At 49.3% G+C, this 17,531-nt stretch carries 15 protein-coding genes; 4 read left to right on the plus strand and 11 right to left on the minus strand.

What is annotated here, in order from left to right; all coding sequences use genetic code 11:
• Positions 1-10 precede the first annotated feature (10 nt).
• Genes mtaB through RDN79_RS15725 form a run of 3 tightly spaced genes read left to right on the plus strand, consistent with a single transcriptional unit; the run spans position 11 to position 3,308 of the window.
• Positions 11-1,342 carry a tRNA (N(6)-L-threonylcarbamoyladenosine(37)-C(2))-methylthiotransferase MtaB gene (mtaB, locus tag RDN79_RS15715; RefSeq protein ID WP_298547479.1) on the plus strand — a complete coding sequence of 444 codons (1,332 nt, stop codon included), beginning with the start codon at positions 11-13 and terminating at the stop codon, positions 1,340-1,342.
• Positions 1,332-2,222: a lysophospholipid acyltransferase family protein gene (locus RDN79_RS15720; RefSeq protein WP_298547481.1), complete on the plus strand. Its 891-nt coding sequence runs from the start codon at positions 1,332-1,334 to the stop codon at positions 2,220-2,222. Before mtaB ends, RDN79_RS15720 begins: the two co-directional genes overlap by 11 nt.
• Positions 2,223-2,267: 45 nt before the next feature.
• Positions 2,268-3,308, plus strand: coding sequence for a glycosyltransferase family 2 protein (locus tag RDN79_RS15725; RefSeq protein ID WP_298547483.1), 1,041 nt, complete (start codon positions 2,268-2,270; stop codon positions 3,306-3,308).
• 56 nt (positions 3,309-3,364) lie between these two features.
• On the opposite strand, the gene RDN79_RS15730 is transcribed toward RDN79_RS15725, so the two are convergent.
• The 3 genes from RDN79_RS15730 to folB form a co-directional block, all read right to left on the minus strand.
• Positions 3,365-4,009 (minus strand): MarC family protein, encoded by a 645-nt coding sequence (locus RDN79_RS15730; RefSeq protein ID WP_298547485.1) that lies wholly within the window; start codon positions 4,007-4,009, stop codon positions 3,365-3,367.
• Positions 4,010-4,132: 123 nt separating this feature from the next.
• A complete protein-coding gene (locus RDN79_RS15735; RefSeq protein ID WP_298547486.1) occupies positions 4,133-5,578 on the minus strand; it encodes a monomeric [FeFe] hydrogenase in 1,446 nt (481 codons plus the stop codon).
• Positions 5,579-5,889: 311 nt separating this feature from the next.
• Positions 5,890-6,270 (minus strand): dihydroneopterin aldolase, encoded by a 381-nt coding sequence (gene folB, locus RDN79_RS15740; RefSeq protein WP_298547488.1) that lies wholly within the window; start codon positions 6,268-6,270, stop codon positions 5,890-5,892.
• A gap of 116 nt (positions 6,271-6,386) precedes the next feature.
• On the opposite strand from folB, the gene RDN79_RS15745 reads away from it, so the two are divergent.
• Positions 6,387-6,758: a polymer-forming cytoskeletal protein gene (locus tag RDN79_RS15745; RefSeq protein WP_374044522.1), complete on the plus strand. Its 372-nt coding sequence runs from the start codon at positions 6,387-6,389 to the stop codon at positions 6,756-6,758.
• Between the two features lie 93 nt (positions 6,759-6,851).
• On the opposite strand, the gene RDN79_RS15750 is transcribed toward RDN79_RS15745, so the two are convergent.
• From RDN79_RS15750 to rpsF, 8 genes are all read right to left on the minus strand, one after another.
• On the minus strand, positions 6,852-9,536 hold the full coding sequence (locus RDN79_RS15750) for a 4-alpha-glucanotransferase (RefSeq protein ID WP_298547490.1): 2,685 nt from the start codon (positions 9,534-9,536) through the stop codon (positions 6,852-6,854).
• Positions 9,537-9,638: 102 nt separating this feature from the next.
• Positions 9,639-12,182: an adenosylcobalamin-dependent ribonucleoside-diphosphate reductase gene (locus RDN79_RS15755; protein WP_298547492.1), complete on the minus strand. Its 2,544-nt coding sequence runs from the start codon at positions 12,180-12,182 to the stop codon at positions 9,639-9,641.
• 254 nt (positions 12,183-12,436) lie between these two features.
• Positions 12,437-13,825 carry a chromosomal replication initiator protein DnaA gene (dnaA, locus tag RDN79_RS15760; protein WP_298547494.1) on the minus strand — a complete coding sequence of 463 codons (1,389 nt, stop codon included), beginning with the start codon at positions 13,823-13,825 and terminating at the stop codon, positions 12,437-12,439.
• Positions 13,826-14,204: 379 nt separating this feature from the next.
• Positions 14,205-15,089: an MlaD family protein gene (locus RDN79_RS15765; protein ID WP_298547497.1), complete on the minus strand. Its 885-nt coding sequence runs from the start codon at positions 15,087-15,089 to the stop codon at positions 14,205-14,207.
• Between the two features lie 34 nt (positions 15,090-15,123).
• Positions 15,124-16,329 (minus strand): N-acetylmuramoyl-L-alanine amidase, encoded by a 1,206-nt coding sequence (locus tag RDN79_RS15770; RefSeq protein WP_298547500.1) that lies wholly within the window; start codon positions 16,327-16,329, stop codon positions 15,124-15,126.
• A 128-nt stretch (positions 16,330-16,457) separates the two neighbouring features.
• Positions 16,458-16,901, minus strand: coding sequence for a 50S ribosomal protein L9 (gene rplI / locus RDN79_RS15775; protein ID WP_298547503.1), 444 nt, complete (start codon positions 16,899-16,901; stop codon positions 16,458-16,460).
• A gap of 20 nt (positions 16,902-16,921) precedes the next feature.
• Positions 16,922-17,191: a 30S ribosomal protein S18 gene (rpsR, locus tag RDN79_RS15780; RefSeq protein WP_007654155.1), complete on the minus strand. Its 270-nt coding sequence runs from the start codon at positions 17,189-17,191 to the stop codon at positions 16,922-16,924.
• Positions 17,192-17,193: 2 nt separating this feature from the next.
• The coding region (gene rpsF, locus RDN79_RS15785) for a 30S ribosomal protein S6 (RefSeq protein WP_302461495.1) at positions 17,194-17,531 on the minus strand (338 nt) is incomplete at its 5' end.

Raw genomic sequence — 17,531 nt, forward strand, 5'->3', positions numbered from 1 at the left:
TTAAATGACAATGATTGATAAGACTGTTTTTGAGAATAAGATAGCCGCATACTACACCTTAGGATGCAAGTTGAACTTCGCCGAAACTTCGACCATAGGGAAAGTCCTTGCCGAACAGGGCGTACGCAAAGCGCGTCCGGGTGAAAAGGCCGATATTTGCGTTGTCAACACCTGCTCTGTGACAGAACTTGCCGACAAGAAATGCCGCCAGGCGATCCGCCGGATCAGCAAGCAGCATGCGGGAGCGTTCATCGTCGTGACCGGCTGCTACGCCCAGTTGAAGCCGGAAGAGGTTTCGCACATCGAAGGGGTCGACCTCGTGTTGGGCGCCGAGCAGAAGCTGGACATACTCATGTATTTAGACGATCTGAAAAAGAAAGAAGAGGGAGGCGCCGTCATCGCTTCCCAAACGAAAGATATCCGCACCTTCTCCCCTTCCTGTTCGGCGGACGACCGTACGCGCCATTTCCTGAAAGTGCAGGACGGATGCGATTATTTCTGTTCCTATTGCACCATCCCGTTCGCCCGCGGACGTAGCCGCAACGGGACGATCGCCAGCATGGTGAAGCAGGCCGAAGAGGTTGCCGCGGGTGGGGGAAAAGAGATCGTGCTGACAGGCGTCAACATCGGCGACTTCGGGAAGAGCACCGGGGAGACGTTTATCGACCTGATCCGCGCCCTCGACGAGGTGGAAGGGATCGTGCGTTACCGCATCTCCTCCATCGAACCGAACCTGATCACGGACGAAGCGATCGATTTCGTGGCACGGAGCAAACGTTTCGCCCCTCATTTCCATATCCCGTTGCAAAGCGGGAGCGACGAGGTGCTGAAACTGATGCGCCGCCGTTACGACACGGCCCTGTTCCGGCATAAGATCGAAAAGATCAAGGAGGTCATGCCACACGCCTTTATCGGCGTCGATGTGATCGTCGGTACGCGAGGCGAGACGGATACCTGTTTCGAGGAGGCCCGCACCTTTATCGAAAGCCTGGACATCAGCCAGCTGCATGTGTTCAGCTATTCGGAACGGCCGGGTACGCAGGCGCTCAAAATCGACCATGTAGTCGACCCGAAGACCAAGCACGCCCGTAGCCAGCAATTGCTGGACATATCGGACCGCAAGCTCCATGCTTTCTATGAAGCGCATATCGGGCAAAAAGCCGACGTTTTGTTTGAACAAACCCGCAAAGGAGGCATGATGCACGGCTTCACGGAGAATTATATCAAGGTAGAGATCCCGTACGACCACTCGTTGGTCAACGAAACCCGGCAGGTCATACTGGAAGGTTGGAACGAGGACAAAACGGCGTTAGTAGTAAAGATTATAGAATATGTGGAATAAAATACAATATGCGCTTATCTATAGCTGGGTAAAAGTTCATGCCTTATTGCCGATGTGGGCGCTTTATATATTATCGGATATCCTCTATGGGCTGGTCTATAAGGTCGCCAGATACAGGGTGAAGGTCGTCAGGCAAAACATGAAAGCCTCTTTCCCCGATAAATCGGAGACGGAGTTGCGCCGGCTGGAACGCGAGTTCTACCACCATTTCACCGACTACGTGGTCGAGACGATCAAGCTCGCCCACATCTCCCTCGAAGAGTTGCAACGCCGGGCTTTCCTGAAAAACCCCGAACTGGTAGACAAGCTGATGGAGAAAGGGCACACCTGTTTCATCCTCCTGATGGGACATTACGGCAACTGGGAATGGTTTTCCGGCTCGACCTCCCGTTTCAAGGACTCCCGCATCTACCAGATATACCGCCCCCTCAACAACCAGGCTTTCGACCGCCTGTTCATCAACCTGCGCACGAAATTCGGCTCCTTCGGGATCAAAAAACAAGACACCGTGCGCGATGTCATCACCCTGAAGAAAAACAAAACCCGTTGTGTCGTGATCTTTATCGCCGACCAGACGCCGAGCCGTAACAACCTGCACTACTGGACGAACTTCCTGAACCAGGATTCCTCCATCCTGACCGGCCCCGAACGCCTGGCCCGCAAACTGGATTTGCCTGTCATCTTCCTCGACACGAAGCAAGTGAAACGCGGCTACTATACCGTAGACATGAAACTGGTGACCGAGACTCCCAAAGAGACTCCCGAAAACTGGATCACCGAACAATATGCCCGCCTGATGGAAAAATGCATCCTTCGCAATCCGGCCGGCTGGCTTTGGACGCATAAGAGATGGAAACATAAGAGAGTTGACAATGCATAATTGACAATCGACAATTAGCAACAACATCAAAAAAGAAGGTACGATATGGAAACAAACACGAATCGTCAATTCAAACGTCTTGCCGTCGTTATCCTGAACTGGAACGGCCGGGCGCTGATGGAGGAGTTCCTGCCCTCCGTCGTCGCTTACACGCCCGGCGAACGGGCGGATGTAATCGTTGCCGACAACGGCTCAACGGACGATTCCATCGAGATGCTGAAGACAAAGTTCCCGACGGTCGGCATCATCCGGCTGGATAAGAACTACGGCTTTGCCGAGGGATATAACCAGGCATTGAAGCACATCGGACACGAATACACGGTTCTGCTCAACAGCGATGTCGAAGTCACTCCGGGATGGCTGGATGCCCCCGTCGCCGCGATGGATGCCGACAGGAGCATAGCCGGGGTCCAGCCCAAGATACGCGCCCAACGGAACAAGGAATATTTCGAGTATGCCGGAGCGGCAGGGGGATATATGGACCGGTACGGCTATCCGTACTGCCGCGGACGCGTCCTGCACGTCGTCGAGAAAGACGCCGGACAATATGACACGCCTGCCGACCTGCTCTGGGCCACGGGCGCCTGCCTGTTCGTCCGTACGGCCACTTACAAAGAGGTGGGCGGCCTCGATGCCGGGTTCTTTGCCCACCAGGAAGAGATCGATATGTGCTGGCGGCTACGTTCGCGCGGCTACCGGCTGGTCTGTACGCCGTCGTCGGTCGTGTACCACGTGGGAGGCGCGACGCTGAATGTCGAGAGTCCGCGCAAGACATTCCTCAACTTCCGTAACAACCTGCTGATGCTATATAAGAATTTGCCGGAAAAGGATTTGAAGCACGTGATGCGTGCACGTTTCTGGCTGGACTATATTGCCGCAGCCAAGTTTCTGCTGACCGGCCATTCCCCGAACGCCCGCGCGGTGTATGAGGCCCGGAAGGCGTTCCACGAGCTAAGACCGTCTTACGAACCGGTCCGCCGTGAGAATCTCGCCAAAACAAAACTTTCCGACATTCCGGAGCTGCGAAAAGGAAGCCTGATCTTAGCGTTCTATTTACAGGGGAAAAAGAGATTTACGGAACTATGAACAGAGAGAATTTTGCAGGCAAACGGACAAGTACGGACAGATATAAAAACAACATTTTACAGGTTCGAGTGTTGCAAAATGTCGATCATGATCGGCTTGAAACCGCTCACGAAACACTCCACGGCGATCACCATCAGGATCAATCCCATCAGGCGCATCATGACGTTATTGCCCGTCTCGCCCATATAGCGGTTCAGACGGGTGGAGGCGCGGAGGATCAGGTAGGTGATGAAATAGATCAAGCCGATCGTCCCGATCAGGATGCACTTCTTTGCCAATGTCACGGCATCGTCCATCAGCATCAGGGCATTGGCGATCGCACCGGGACCGCAAAGCATCGGGATGGCAAGGGGCGTAATGGAAATATCGTTCACATACGTCTTCACCTCCTCTTCTTTCAGCTTGGCTTTCGCATAGCGTGCCTGCAACATGTCGAAGCCGATCGTGAAGATGATGATGCCGCCCGCAATGCGGAACCCGTTGGTCGAAATACCGAAGAACTTGAACAGGAACTGGCCGGAGAACGTGAAAACCATCAACGTCATAAACGACACGATCGTGGCGCGGCGGACAATGACACGGCGCTGCTCCTCACTCATGCCATTCGTCATGGTCAGGAAGACAGGCATCGTGCCCAACGGATTCGTTAACGTAAAGAACGAGGTAAAGCATAATAGAAAGAAAGGCAACAATGATTCCATGATAATACTATAATTTAAATTATTTTATTCTTCTCCCACCAAATAAGCAGACACGAGCCAATGGTTCAGCTTGTCCCCGTCTGTCCCGGCGGCTTCGGGAATGCCGGCCGTGAAGGTATGCGCTTAGTATCTGGTAAGCTCTTTAAGCAACTGCTTCTGCCCGGAAGCCCTGTCGCCATGCACGCACGGGCCTGTCACACAACCGCCTTCGCAGGCCATCACCTCGATGAATTGTCCCGGAGCCTTGCCCGTCTTGGCGTAGGCACGTAGCAGGGCGACGTTCTTCTTCGTCAGGTTGGCCACCTGGATCGTATTCAAGCTGGCATCCTGGTCTTCTTTCAAGTAGACCTTCACCGCATTGATCACACCGCCTGCTTGCGCAAATCCATGCGCCTCACGTACGGAGTTACGCAAAACGGAGAACGGCTGCGCCTCCTCGATCTTGATCTCCATACCGGCCAGCACGGAACCGACCTCTTCGAACGTGAGCGTGAAGTCCACACACGGGTCCATCTTCACCTCTTTCCGCTTCGCCACGCACGGGCCGACGAACACGATCTTGGCATCCGGATATTTCTCCTTCACGATCCGGGCGGTGTAGTACATGGGCGAACCGGTAGTCGAAATATATTTCTTCAAGTCCGGGATATGCTTCTCGGCAAGCTGGATATAGGAAGGACAACAACTGGTCGTCATGAAGGGCTGGCCTTCCGCCAACTTTTCCTTCAGCTCTTCGGCTTCACGGCGGGTCGTCTCCATCGCACCTTGCGCCACCTCGACGACTTCGAGGAAGCCCAGCGACTTGATGGCGCCGTAGACCTTCTCGACCGGAGCCGAAAACTGGGCCAGGATGGACGGGGCGACAATGGCCACCATCGGTTCCTTGTTGCGCAGGCGTTGCAGGATATCGAACACCTGCGATATCTCGAAGATCGCTCCGAAAGGACAGGCGTTCACGCATTTGCCGCAATAGATACATTTGGACTCGTCGATATGTTCCACCCCGTACTCGTCCTTGCTGATCGCCTTCACCGGACAGACCTCCTCGCAAGGGATCGGGATATACACGATGGCATGATAGGGGCAGTTCTGGTGGCATTTGCCGCAACTGATGCAGGTGTCGTGGTCGATCTCCGCCTGCCCGTTCTTCTTGAAGCGGATCGCGTCTTTCGGGCAGTTCATGTAGCAACTGCGTGCTACGCAGCCACGGCAAAGGTTCGTAATCTCATAGTTCACCTGCACGCAGGACGAACAGGCTTCATCCACCACGCACATCAGGTTCTCCTTCTTGTTTTCCGAACGGAGCAGGGCTTGTTTGGCATATTCGGACAGAGGGGTCAGCTCGTCCACCTCGTCCTGCATATCGAATCCGAGCAACGGCAATGTCTTGTATTTCCACACGGCCCGCTCCTTGTGCACACAGCAACGGCCGATGACCTTAGACTTACGGGGACTCAACTCGATAGGCAACCGGTCTATCTCTTCGAGCAGACGGTTTTCCTTCCAAAGTTTCACTAACTTCGCCAGCAATCCGTGGCGGACAATCATTACGTTGTTGGTAAATGCCATGGTGAATTATATTATTTGTGCTTTATATGGCACAAAGATACATCGCATAGCCCCTCTCGCAAAAAAACGAGGCCCACTAAGCAGTGAATATTTGTTAAACTATGCTTTGCCTCATACAAAACATAGTTTTCATGCACAGAAAGCTATGTTTTCCTTGTTATCGTGACAAATGACAATATTACAATATTACAATATTACAATAACGGAAAAGACATAATCCCCTCCCTATAGAAATAGTATTATATATATAATATATATATAATACTATTTTACTATAAGATAAATTCTCTTTCAAACTAATTGTAATATTGTCATTTGTCACGATAAGGTGGTAGAAACGTCTCGCCAAGAAGGATCGACGCGCTATGGACATCGCCTCCGAAAGGAGGGTTTAACTTACTAAATTTCAATTCGATACCGGTCAACTCAGGGAAGCGTTCTTTCAGGGCATACACAATCCGTCCCGCCGCATGTTCGATCAGCCTGGAAGGGATATCCATCTGCTCTTTTACAACCGCATAGACGGCGGCATAGTCGATCGTATCGTCCAGTTCGTCACTCTTCACGGCCTGTTCCAACGGAGCCGTAAGGGTCAGATTCACAACGAAATTGTTCCCCACCTTCGTCTCCTGCGGCATTACACCGTGGTAGGCATAGAATCTCATTTCCTCCAGTACTATCTTTGTTGTCATAATTCGTTATTTTATCTGTAAATGTAAATAAAGTAAACCTTTCTGCCAAAAAATAGTCTTATATTTGCGATATGCAGAGACGTACGGCCGTGCGTCTCTAACAAACAATACGAAATATGATGGGAATAAAGCAAAAAGAAGAAAACACGAATGGCGGCCTGCATAACACCCTCGCCGCCGGCACGACCGTTAAAGGCGACATTGTGACGGAAACAGACTTCCGCCTGGATGGAAAAATCGAAGGAAACGTAAATTGTAGCGGCAAGATCGTAATCGGCCCGAAAGGGAACGTGACGGGAAACATCGTTTCCGCCAATGCCGAAATATTGGGGGAAGTGGAAGGCTCCGTGCAGGTCAGCGCCAAACTTGTCCTGAAAGCGACCGCCGTCATCCAAGGCGACATATTCGCCCAAACCCTGGAGATCGAACCGAACGCCCGCTTCAACGGGGTCTGCAAGATGTCAGGAGAAAAAAGCATAGCCAAATAAAACCGGGCTTATCAATCGACATGAATCAGGCACGGATGACACACCACATGGCATCCGTGCCTGAAAGATTTTTAAGGAGAGGGGTTCCTCCTTCTATTTTCTTCCTGAATCCTTAATCATTTCCGTGATCTTGTTGTTCAGGCTATCTGCCTCGATCAGTTTCTCCAACGGGATGTGCATCCTGTAGCGCCAGTAGTTGTCCGAATCGGACGGGATGTTGATGCGTTCCGCCTCGCAATCTCTCCGCTTGACGGAATCGTCCATTGCGAACCAGTCCTGCAGGGGGATAACGGCCAGCATCGAAGCGGTTGCCAGATGGTTGGAAACGATCCGTGCCGCCAAGTCGGCCGTACATTCCTCCGGCGCCTCTCCGGCCTGTCCAAGCACATCGTTGTAATAACGTTGCGTCTTGGCGCGGTCCTCTTTCCACCAGCTGCGAAGCGGCGTCATATCGTGGGTCGATGTCGTACAGACCGAATGATAAGGCAGGTTATGCAGGTCCGTGAACTCGCGTTGCGGAGTCTTGGGCATACGTTCTATTTCCAGGCTGAATATCTGCAACTTGTTCATCACGTCGGGCACGGACTCCGGAATCATCCCCAAGTCTTCGCCGCATACCAGCATGTTCGTGCTGCCTATCAGCGGAGTCAGGCGGCTAAAGGCTTGCGCCTTCCAGAACTCGTTATGGCGGTGATAGAAGAAGTTCCAATACAGCTGGTCGAAAGCATATCGGTCGGAAGCGTTCAACTCGCGATACAGATAGGACTGGCTGGCCGAGATGCGCGGGTGGAACTTATCCGGCTCACGCGGATCGCGCAGGAACAGCACTTCATTCGCGATGGCAAACAGCCCTTTCTTGATCCGAAGAGACGCCTCGTCCGTCTTTCCGGCAAACAGCGCTTCCACCTTGCGTTGCGTATCGCAGAAGGGTTTCAACACGAAATGGCGGGAGGACGACTGGGCCAGGAACGCGCCGATCACCTCCTCGGTCTGGTCGCCAAACAGTTCGGGCAGAAACTCGCGGTTGATATGCGGGGTGGTAAGCCGGGCTTCATTGAAACTCAGGCCATACTGTTCGATCTCGTTCGGGGTAAGCGGCAAAGCCGGATTGAAATGTCCGCAAAGTCCCTGGACATAATCCAACGGCACTTCCCAGATACGGAAAAAGCCTAAGATATGATCGATACGGAAGCAATCGAAATAGTCTTCCAGCTTGCGGAAACGTTTCTTCCACCAGGAGAAATCATCTTTCTCCATCCTCTCCCAATTATAGGTCGGGAATCCCCAGTTCTGGCCGTTCACGGAGAAATCATCGGGCGGAGCGCCTGCCTGTCCGTTCATATTGAAGTATTTCGGTTCCATCCACGCCTCGACACTCGTACGGTTCACTCCTATAGGCAAATCGCCTTTCAGCACGATCCCGTTCTTGCGGGCATAATCGGAAACGCCCTTAAACTGGGTATGCAGGACGTATTGCAGGAAATAGATGAAAGAGATTTCCGGGTATGCCTTGCCCGTCGGGGAACAAAGTTCACGGATGCTGTTCTTGTCGAATACGGAGTTTTCCTTCCATTGGGTAAAGTCGGAAGTCCGGTACGTGTCACGCAGGTAGCAATAGGCGGCGTAAGGCATCAGCCAAGGCTCGTTCTGCTCGCAGAACTCCTGATATCCGGGGGTGGAGAGGATCGCTTCCCCTTCCTGCCTGAAGTATTCCCGGCAATATTCCAGTTTATACCGGACCGCCTGCTCGTAATCGACGGCATCGAGTTTGTTCAACTCGGCCTGTTTGCGGGCAAAAAAGGCGGCCTTTTCCGAATCAGCCAGTTCTCCCAGATCGGGCAGGCTGATATACATCGGATGAAGGGCATAAATCGAAATCGCGCTATAAGGATACGAATCGGAACGGGTATGCGTCGTCGTCGTGTCGTTCACCGGGAGCACCTGGATGACACGTTGGTGCGTTTTCTTGGCCCAATCCACCATCATGCGCAAATCCCCCAGGTCGCCGACTCCGAAGCTCTTTTCCGAACGTAAGGAAAAGACCGGGATCACCGAACCGGCACACCGCCACAAGGGCAGGTTATCGCGGAAATAAAGGCCCGAGACGATCGCCGTCTCGCCCGCCTGTTGCGGAGGCAGGTTCAAGACACGGTTCTCATCTTCTTCCCAATATAGAGGTTGTTGCTGGTCGTCGCAGATCAGGAACTTATATTCCAACGGATAGGTGATCTCGTTGGCATCCAGGTCTATATGCCAGACCGGGAAGGTGTCGCAACTCAACACCAACGCTTTATCGGGATGCCAGTCGCCCAGGCATTCCTGATTGCCGGTGATAGCCACGCGCTGGTTCTTTTCGACACGCGGGACGGAGATCTTGATCGTAAGCCTCTTGCCGCTCTTCACCACCCGTTCGTGCGTATTGCACGGATGGGCGAACAGACTTTTGGTAAATGCAGAGGAATAAAAAGCTATATTGGCAGGACGAACCTGCCAATAATCATATAGCGTATATCGATCTGCCTGCCCGATAAAGAATACCTGGTGGTTCTTTTCCCACTCCTCGAATATCTGCTTATCGTTTACACTCAGGAAATATCTGTATTCTATATCCTTGACAGGAGAGGTCACTTCCAGCTCGAGCTGCCAGTTCCCATCTCCCTTATAACTCATTTCCTTTGCCAAAGCCGGCTCCCAGGAACCCAGCTCAGGAATCGACCCTACAACACATAACTTCTGCCCCCAAACGGTATGGAAGTTGATATTAAAGGTGACTTTCATTTCTATGAATTTATGATTTATGATTCATGGGGTGTTATTCACGATTTATGATTTATCATTTAGCGTCAATGATAAATCATAAATCATAAATCAAAAATCTTTTCATCCGCATCTTGAAGCGCCGCAATTGGTACAGATCAGACATCCTTCTTGGTAGACAAGCGTTTCATGTCCGCAATTCGGGCATTTCTGTCCTTTTGCCTCCATACCGTTCGGCAGGTATTTCTTCAAAGCGCGTTCCACACCGTTCTTCCAGGTGTTGATAGATTCGTTATTCAGTTCCATGCCCTGGACGAGCTTGATCACCTGGTCGATCGGCATGCCGTAGCGCAAGACGCCGGAGATCAACTTGGCATAGTTCCAGAACTCCGGATTGAACTTGCCGTCCAAACCTTCGATCGTCATCTTATAGCCGCGCTTGTTCTTGAACTGGAAGTCGTAGTGCTTCTTGCCGTCCTCGTCGTAGCTCTTGATGATGCTGCCCTTCGAAACGTTCTTCGGCAACATGATGCCTTCGTCGTCGTCGGCAAGACCGGTAAAGATCTCGTACGGGCGGCCATTCAGCAAGCCGACAAATGCGATCCACTTCTCACGGTTGTTCTGGAATTTCACCACATCGGCTTCCAGTTCGCGCGGGCGGGTAGCCACGATAACCGGCGGCTCCATGCAATTGCAATCCTCCTTTTTCTTCTTCTTGTTATCCGTAGACAACAATACGCCCGAACGGGAACCGTCGCGATAGACCGTACATCCCTTGCAACCGCACTTCCAGGCTTCCACATACAAAGTGTTCACAAGGTCTTCCGTCACATCGGCCGGCAGGTTGATCGTCACGCTGATGGAGTGGTCCACCCATTTCTGGATACGTCCCTGCATACGGACTTTCTGCAACCAGTCTACATCGTTTGAAGTCGCTTTATAGTAAGGAGACTTGGCAACCAGTTCCTCCACTTCTTCCTGCGTATATTTCTTGGAAGCGGAGAAGCCGTTAGCCAACATCCAGGTTACGAACTTATGATGGAATACGATATACTCCTCGAATGCGTCACCTGTCTCGTCGACAAAGTCAACACGCGCTTCCGCATCGTTCGGGTTCACCTTGCGGCGGCGGCGGTACACGGGCAGGAACACCGGCTCGATGCCCGAAGTGGTCTGTGTCATCAAGCTGGTCGTTCCGGTCGGTGCGATGGTCAGACAGGCGATATTACGGCGGCCGTATTTCACCATGTCGTCATACAGTTCCGGATCGGCTTCACGCAGACGGTTGATAAACGGGTTCTTCTCTTCTCGCTTTGCATCGTAGATATCGAATGCCCCCCGCTCCTTGGCCATTTCCACTGAAGAACGGTAGGCAGCCAGAGCCAACATCTTTTGTACCTTTTCGGCAAAGTCTGTCGCTTCTTCCGTGCCGTAGCGCAATCCCAAGGCGGCAATCATATCGCCTTCGGCGGTGATGCCCACACCGGTACGACGTCCTTGCAAAGTCTTCTTCTGGATCTTCTCCCACAGGTGGCGTTCGCTCTGTTTTACTTCCAATGATTCGGGATCGGCATCGATCTTCTCCAGAATCTTTTCAATCTTTTCCGATTCCAGATCGATGATATCGTCCATGATGCGTTGTGCCAGGATAACATGCTTCCGGAACAAGTCGAAATCGAAATAGGCCTCTTTCGTGAAAGGATTGACAACATACGAATATAAGTTGATCGCCAACAGGCGGCAGCTATCGTACGGGCACAAAGGAATCTCACCGCAGGGGTTGGTCGAAACCGTACGGAATCCGAGATCCGCATACGAATCGGGCACCGACTCTTTCAGGATCGTATCCCAGAAAAGCACGCCCGGTTCAGCCGACTTCCATGCATTATGAATGATTTTCTTCCAAAGTTCGGCCGCGTTGATTTCCTTCACATTAGTGGGTTCTGACGAGTCGGTCGGATATTGTTGTTTATAAGGGGTCCCGTCGACTACCGCCTGCATGAATTCGTCATCGATCTTCACCGACACGTTAGCCCCCGTCACCTTCCCTTCCGTCATCTTGGCATCGATAAACGATTCCGAATCCGGATGCTTGATTGAAACGCTCAGCATCAGGGCGCCACGACGGCCGTCCTGCGCCACTTCGCGGGTGGAATTCGAATAACGTTCCATGAAAGGGACCAATCCGGTCGATGTCAACGCCGAGTTCTTAACAGGAGATCCTTTCGGACGAATATGTGATAAATCGTGACCAACACCGCCACGACGTTTCATCAACTGCACTTGTTCCTCATCAATTCGAATAATCGCACCATATGAATCGGCATCTCCATCCAATCCGATTACAAAACAGTTAGAGAGTGAGGCAATTTGAAAATCATTGCCAATTCCCGTCATCGGGCTTCCCTGAGGCACGATGTAACGGAAATGATCAAACAGGTTAAAGAGTTCCTCTTCCGAAAGCGGGTTAGGATACTTCTTTTCTACACGGGCAATTTCACCGGCCAGACGATGATGCATATCCACGGGAGATTCTTCATAGATATTCCCGAACGCATCCTTCAAGGCATACTTATTTACCCATACTTTTGCGGCCAATTCGTCGCCGGTAAAGTAGTCCAGTGAAGCCTTAAACGCTTCATCGAAGGTGTAAGTTTTACGATTCACGATTGTTTTAAGTTTAATGATGTGCAAGTTTAAGCATAGTTTGCGGATTAGCCAAATTATTCAACAAAGAAAATATATATTGTTGACAAGTTTTCCTCTTCCTCTACAAATCCGGCTATTTATCAACAGCTTACCTTTTCCTCCGATTCAAAAAGTTTTCCAAAAAGACAACCTGCCCTACAACATGGTTTTCCCAAAAGCAGAAAAAGGACGCCACCTGCGAGTGCATCCCTTCCTATCATTATCCTATTGAATCAAGCTTTGAGCAAAGCCTCGATCTCTTCTACCGAAGAGCGGAAAGATTTATTCGTTTCGATCTGGTCCTTTACCGTCTTGCAGGCATGAAGGACGGTTGCATGGTCGCGTTTCCCGACGATCTTCCCGATATGGGAGAAGGAACTGTCGGTGTACTTCTTCGCCAGGTACATCGTAACCTGACGTGCCTGCACGATTTCCCGCTTGCGCGAGTTGGTCTGGATAGCGGCCAATTCCAGATTATAGTATTTACAGACTACATCCTGAATAGATTCCACGGATACCTGTTTCTTCTCCAGTTTTACGACACGGCTCACCACCTGTTTGGTCAAAGGCAGGTCGATCATCCGGTTGAACGCCGTAGAATAGGCCAGCAAGGACGCGACGATGCCTTCCACATCGCGTACGTTCTCCGTCACGTTGCTTGCAATAAAATTGAACACGTCGTCCGGAATCACCACTCCGTCGTGGCTGATCTTATTCTTTAGAATCTTCTTGCGCAAATCCAGATCAGGACGATCCAACTCTGCCGTCAATCCCCACTTCAAACGGGTAATCAAACGTTCCTCCATGCCCTGCAAATCGACAGGCGCCTTATCGGAAGTCAGGATCAATTGCTTACCCAGAAGATGCAAGTGATTGAATATATGAAAAAATGTATTCTGTGTCTTATCTTTTCCGATCAGTTCCTGGATATCATCCAGAATCAGCACATCTACGCCCTGATAGAAATACATGAAGTCGTTTGTCGTATTTTTCCGGATAGCTTCCGTGTATTGTACGGTAAAGAGATGGGCCGATATATACAGCACCTTCTTTTCCGGGTGGATCTCCTGAATACGGTTACCGATCGCATGGCACAAATGGGTCTTCCCCACACCGGATGCCCCGAACACGAACATCGGGTTAAAAGTCTTTCCCGGTTCCTGGGCGATAGCCTCGCTCGAAGAACGGACCAGCCGGTTGCTTGTTCCTTCAAAATAGTTGTCGAAGTTGTATTTAGGGTTCAAATGCGAATCCCAGTCCTGGCGGGCTTTAGATTCGAATAGAGAAGGGATATCCGCACTCTTCTTGCCGGTACGGGGAGCGTCATTACCGGTAGGTAAAGTAATCATGCCGTCTTCTTTCACCTTATCAACGACCTTGATACGATAGTTCAATATCGTACCCTGCCCTATCACACGATATAGCGTAACTTTCAATACGTTCACATACTTCTCTTCCAGATACTCGTAAAAGAACTGGCTGGGTACTTGAATCGTAAATTTATTATCCTCGTATGATAATGGTATGATAGGTTTGAACCATGTGTTAAAAGCGGCCTCAGGGACGATGTCCTTAATGACTCCGAGGCATTTATTCCACAAAGTTTGATGTTCAGTCTGCATGATTTTTTACTCTCCCAACTATACTTACAACTTCAATTTTTACTTTTACGACTACAAAGTTTAGAAATTAATTCCGAAAAAAAAAGTATCATTTTGTTTGGAACTTTTGATTGTTCAATATCCTGTTTATTGTCAGGCAGTTAATTCCAACAATCTGAATATCTTCATTTTAAAACATTAGAACAACAGAAAGCCTTTGTTTAAGAGCATTCTTCAGCCCCTTGCATTTCCAGGCAACCGACCTCAAAAAAGGCCTTTCGATCCAGTTATATTTCTCTATCTAAAGGCCTTAGAGAAGCCAAGCTCCTGTATTTTATATTTTTTCGTTTAATTGGAATAATTCTAAATAAACGGTTTGTACAAGAAATCTTACGCTATCTTAAAATACAGAAAAATGCACATACCTTTTGGGGTTCTGCCTCAAATCGAGCAAAAGCTTGGATGCGTTGTCCGCCGTACTGTTCAGGTTATCATAAAGAGCTCGGTCGTTCAGCAGAAGCCCCATACTATTATCCTTTGAGTTCAACTTGCGCGTCATCTGCTCCACATTATCCAACGTAGCATTCACCGCATTCACGGTCGTTGCCAGATCCAGCTTCTTCAAATCCGCGCTGACATCGGCAAAGTTTCCGGTGATGACCTTCAGATCACTCATAATGCCCGGCACATCCTTGCTCAGCATCCGGTTGAGCTGGCGGGAAGAAACAGCCAGGCTATTGGTCGTTGCCTCTATATTGTTCAAGGACTGGGCCAATGCCGGATGATTTACCAGCGTCTGCAAGCCGCCCAGGATCGAATCGATCTTCGGCAACAACAACTCCACCTGCGGAAGAATCTTTTCCTGGACGGATTGCATCATGTCCGTCTCCATCCGCCCCTCGATCGTGGCACCGGGTTTCAGATAGTCGTCTACATACTTGTTCAGATGGATATGCAATTCACCACCACCGAGGAAACTGTTCACGATCGTAATATAGCTGCCTTTGTTGATCTTCATATGATCTTCCAGGCTGATATCGATCGAAATCTTATCGACGGCATCATAGTCATAAATGATCTCACGCACCAGACCGACCTTAAAGCCTTCTACGAATACAGGACTCGAAACCGTCACTCCCTTTACATTCGTACAAGCCACCACATAATGGTTTGTCGGCTTAAACAGATTGATCCCTTTCAAGTAATTAATTCCTAAATATAGCAACGCCAGACTGACTATAGACACAAGTCCGATCTTTGCCTCTTTGGTGAATACATTTTTCATTTCTTCTCTGTATATAATATAAATTCTGTTACTATCAATATTTCACTTTCTTTCCATCCTTAAAGGCGACTATAAAAGCGTCTTTAAAATCTTTCGCTACCTGCCGGCGCAACTTGCGGATAGAATCGAAACTCGTCGTCTCGCCATACGTGTACTTGTAAATGCCTTTTTCGATAAAGCAATCGACATTCTTATATCCTTTAAACAATTTAGAACCGGGAGAAAGTTTTTTATCCGAGGTAAGTATTTGTATTTTATAAATCGTTTGTCCCTTTTTAACCGGGTTCGTCTGCTTCACGGAGACTTCCGTCTTGGACACGCGGCTCCGACCGGATTCCTTAACCTTGTTCTTTTGACGAATATATTCTTCACTTCCCGGAGGTGCTGAAATCGATTGATTATCATCGATATTATCTACGACTTCCAATAGAGGAGCGACATTTGCATTCCCCGCCAACGCACCGCGCTTGCGGTCATATTCCCACTTATATTTTGTAAAAGCATTATAGATAGCGGTTGCCAGCTTGTTTTGCCCTTCCTTCGTCTTCATGAAACGTTCTTCCGCCGGATTCGAAATATATCCTAATTCTACAAGAACACTCGGCATACTCGTCTTACGCAACACCAGGAAACCCGCCTGCCGCACCCCTCTGTTATTACGCTTGGCGGAAGCAAAGCATTTCTGCACCTCCGAAGCCAGGCTAATACTTTGTTCCATATGCTTATTCTGCATAAATTCGAAAATAATATACGATTCGGAAGAAGTCGGATCGAAACCTTCGTATTTCTGCAGATAATTATCTTCCAAAAGGATAGCCGAGTTCTCACGCATGGCCACTTCCAGATTCTCGTCCGTGCGTGCCAAACCTAACGTATAAGTCTCCGTTCCCGTGACCGAACTGCCCCTCTTCACCGCATTTGTATGAATGGAGATGAACAAGTCCGCCTTATTCCGGTTGGCGATGTTCGCCCGCTCGTCCAACTCGATAAAGACATCCGTTTTACGCGTATAAATGACTTTCACATCCTTGTGCTTTTCCGATATCAGGCTGCCGAGCTTGAGGGCTACCGCCAGATTAATAGCCTTTTCATGGATGGACGAGCCACGCGCACCGGGGTCTTTTCCCCCATGCCCGGCATCGATCACCACCGTAAACGCCTTTTCCTTTGCCTGCAAAACAGGTAAAACAAAAAACAGGGCTATTACCAAATTGATATATAGAAAAGTACTTTTTGCCACTTTAAAATTTTCTTGCAAATTCGGGACAAATGTAATGCTTTTTGACGAGTAAAACTGGGCTGATCTGAAATAAAAAAAGGGCAATTCGCAAGGAACCGCCCTTTTTATTTATATATCCGGTATGGGATTTACTCAGAAACTACTTCAAAAGGAATTTCTACCGATACTTCTTTGTGAAGTTTCAGGATGGCTTTGTAATTGCCGACTTCCTTAACAGAATCCTTGATATAGATAATCTTACGATCTACTTCGAAACCGGCTTTTGCCAAAGCATCGGCAACCTGGATGTTCGTTACAGAACCGAAGATTGTACCTGTAGAACTTGTCTTAGCACCGATTGTCAAGGCAACGCCTTCCAACTTAGCAGCCAAAGCCTGAGCATCTTCTTTGATCTTAGCCAACTTGTGAGCACGTTGTCTCAAGTTTTCAGCCAATACTTTCTTTGCAGACTCAGATGCGATAACTGCTTTACCCGTGGGGATTAGAAAGTTACGTCCGTAACCGTCTTTAACTGTTACGATATCGTCCTTGTAACCTAAGTTGATTACGTCTTCTTTCAAAATAACTTGCATATTCTGTCTCCTCTCTTTTATTATTTCATTAAATCGGTTACGTAAGGAAGCAACGCCAAGTGACGAGCTCTTTTAACAGCCTGAGCGATACGACGCTGGAATTTCAAAGAAGTACCCGTGATACGACGCGGAAGAATCTTACCCTGTTCGTTCAGGAATTTCTTCAAGAATTCAGGATCTTTGTAATCGATATACTTGATACCGTTCTTTTTGAAACGGCAATATTTTTTCTTTTTAACGTCTACTGAAGGCGGAGTCAAATATCTGATTTCTGATTGAGTTGCTGCCATGATTAATTCTCCTTTACTGTTTCTTTAGATGATTTCAAACTTCTTCTCTTTGCTGCATATTCTGCCGCATATTTATCCTGGCGGAAAGTCAGGAAGCGAATCACACGTTCGTCACGACGGAAATTGACTTCCAATGTAGCGATTGTTTCCGGATTTGCTTTGAATTCAACCAACTGGTAGAAGCCTGTTGTTTTCTTGTCGATAGGATAAGCTAATTTGCGCAAACCCCAATTTTCTTCGTTCACGATTTCAGCCCCCTGTTCTTTCAGGATGTTCGTGAATTTTTCTACCGCTTCCTTCATCTGAGCGTCAGACAAAACGGGAGTCAAAATGAAAACGG

Source organism: uncultured Parabacteroides sp., from assembly GCF_902493135.1.
Classification (GTDB): Bacteria; Bacteroidota; Bacteroidia; order Bacteroidales; family Tannerellaceae; genus Parabacteroides.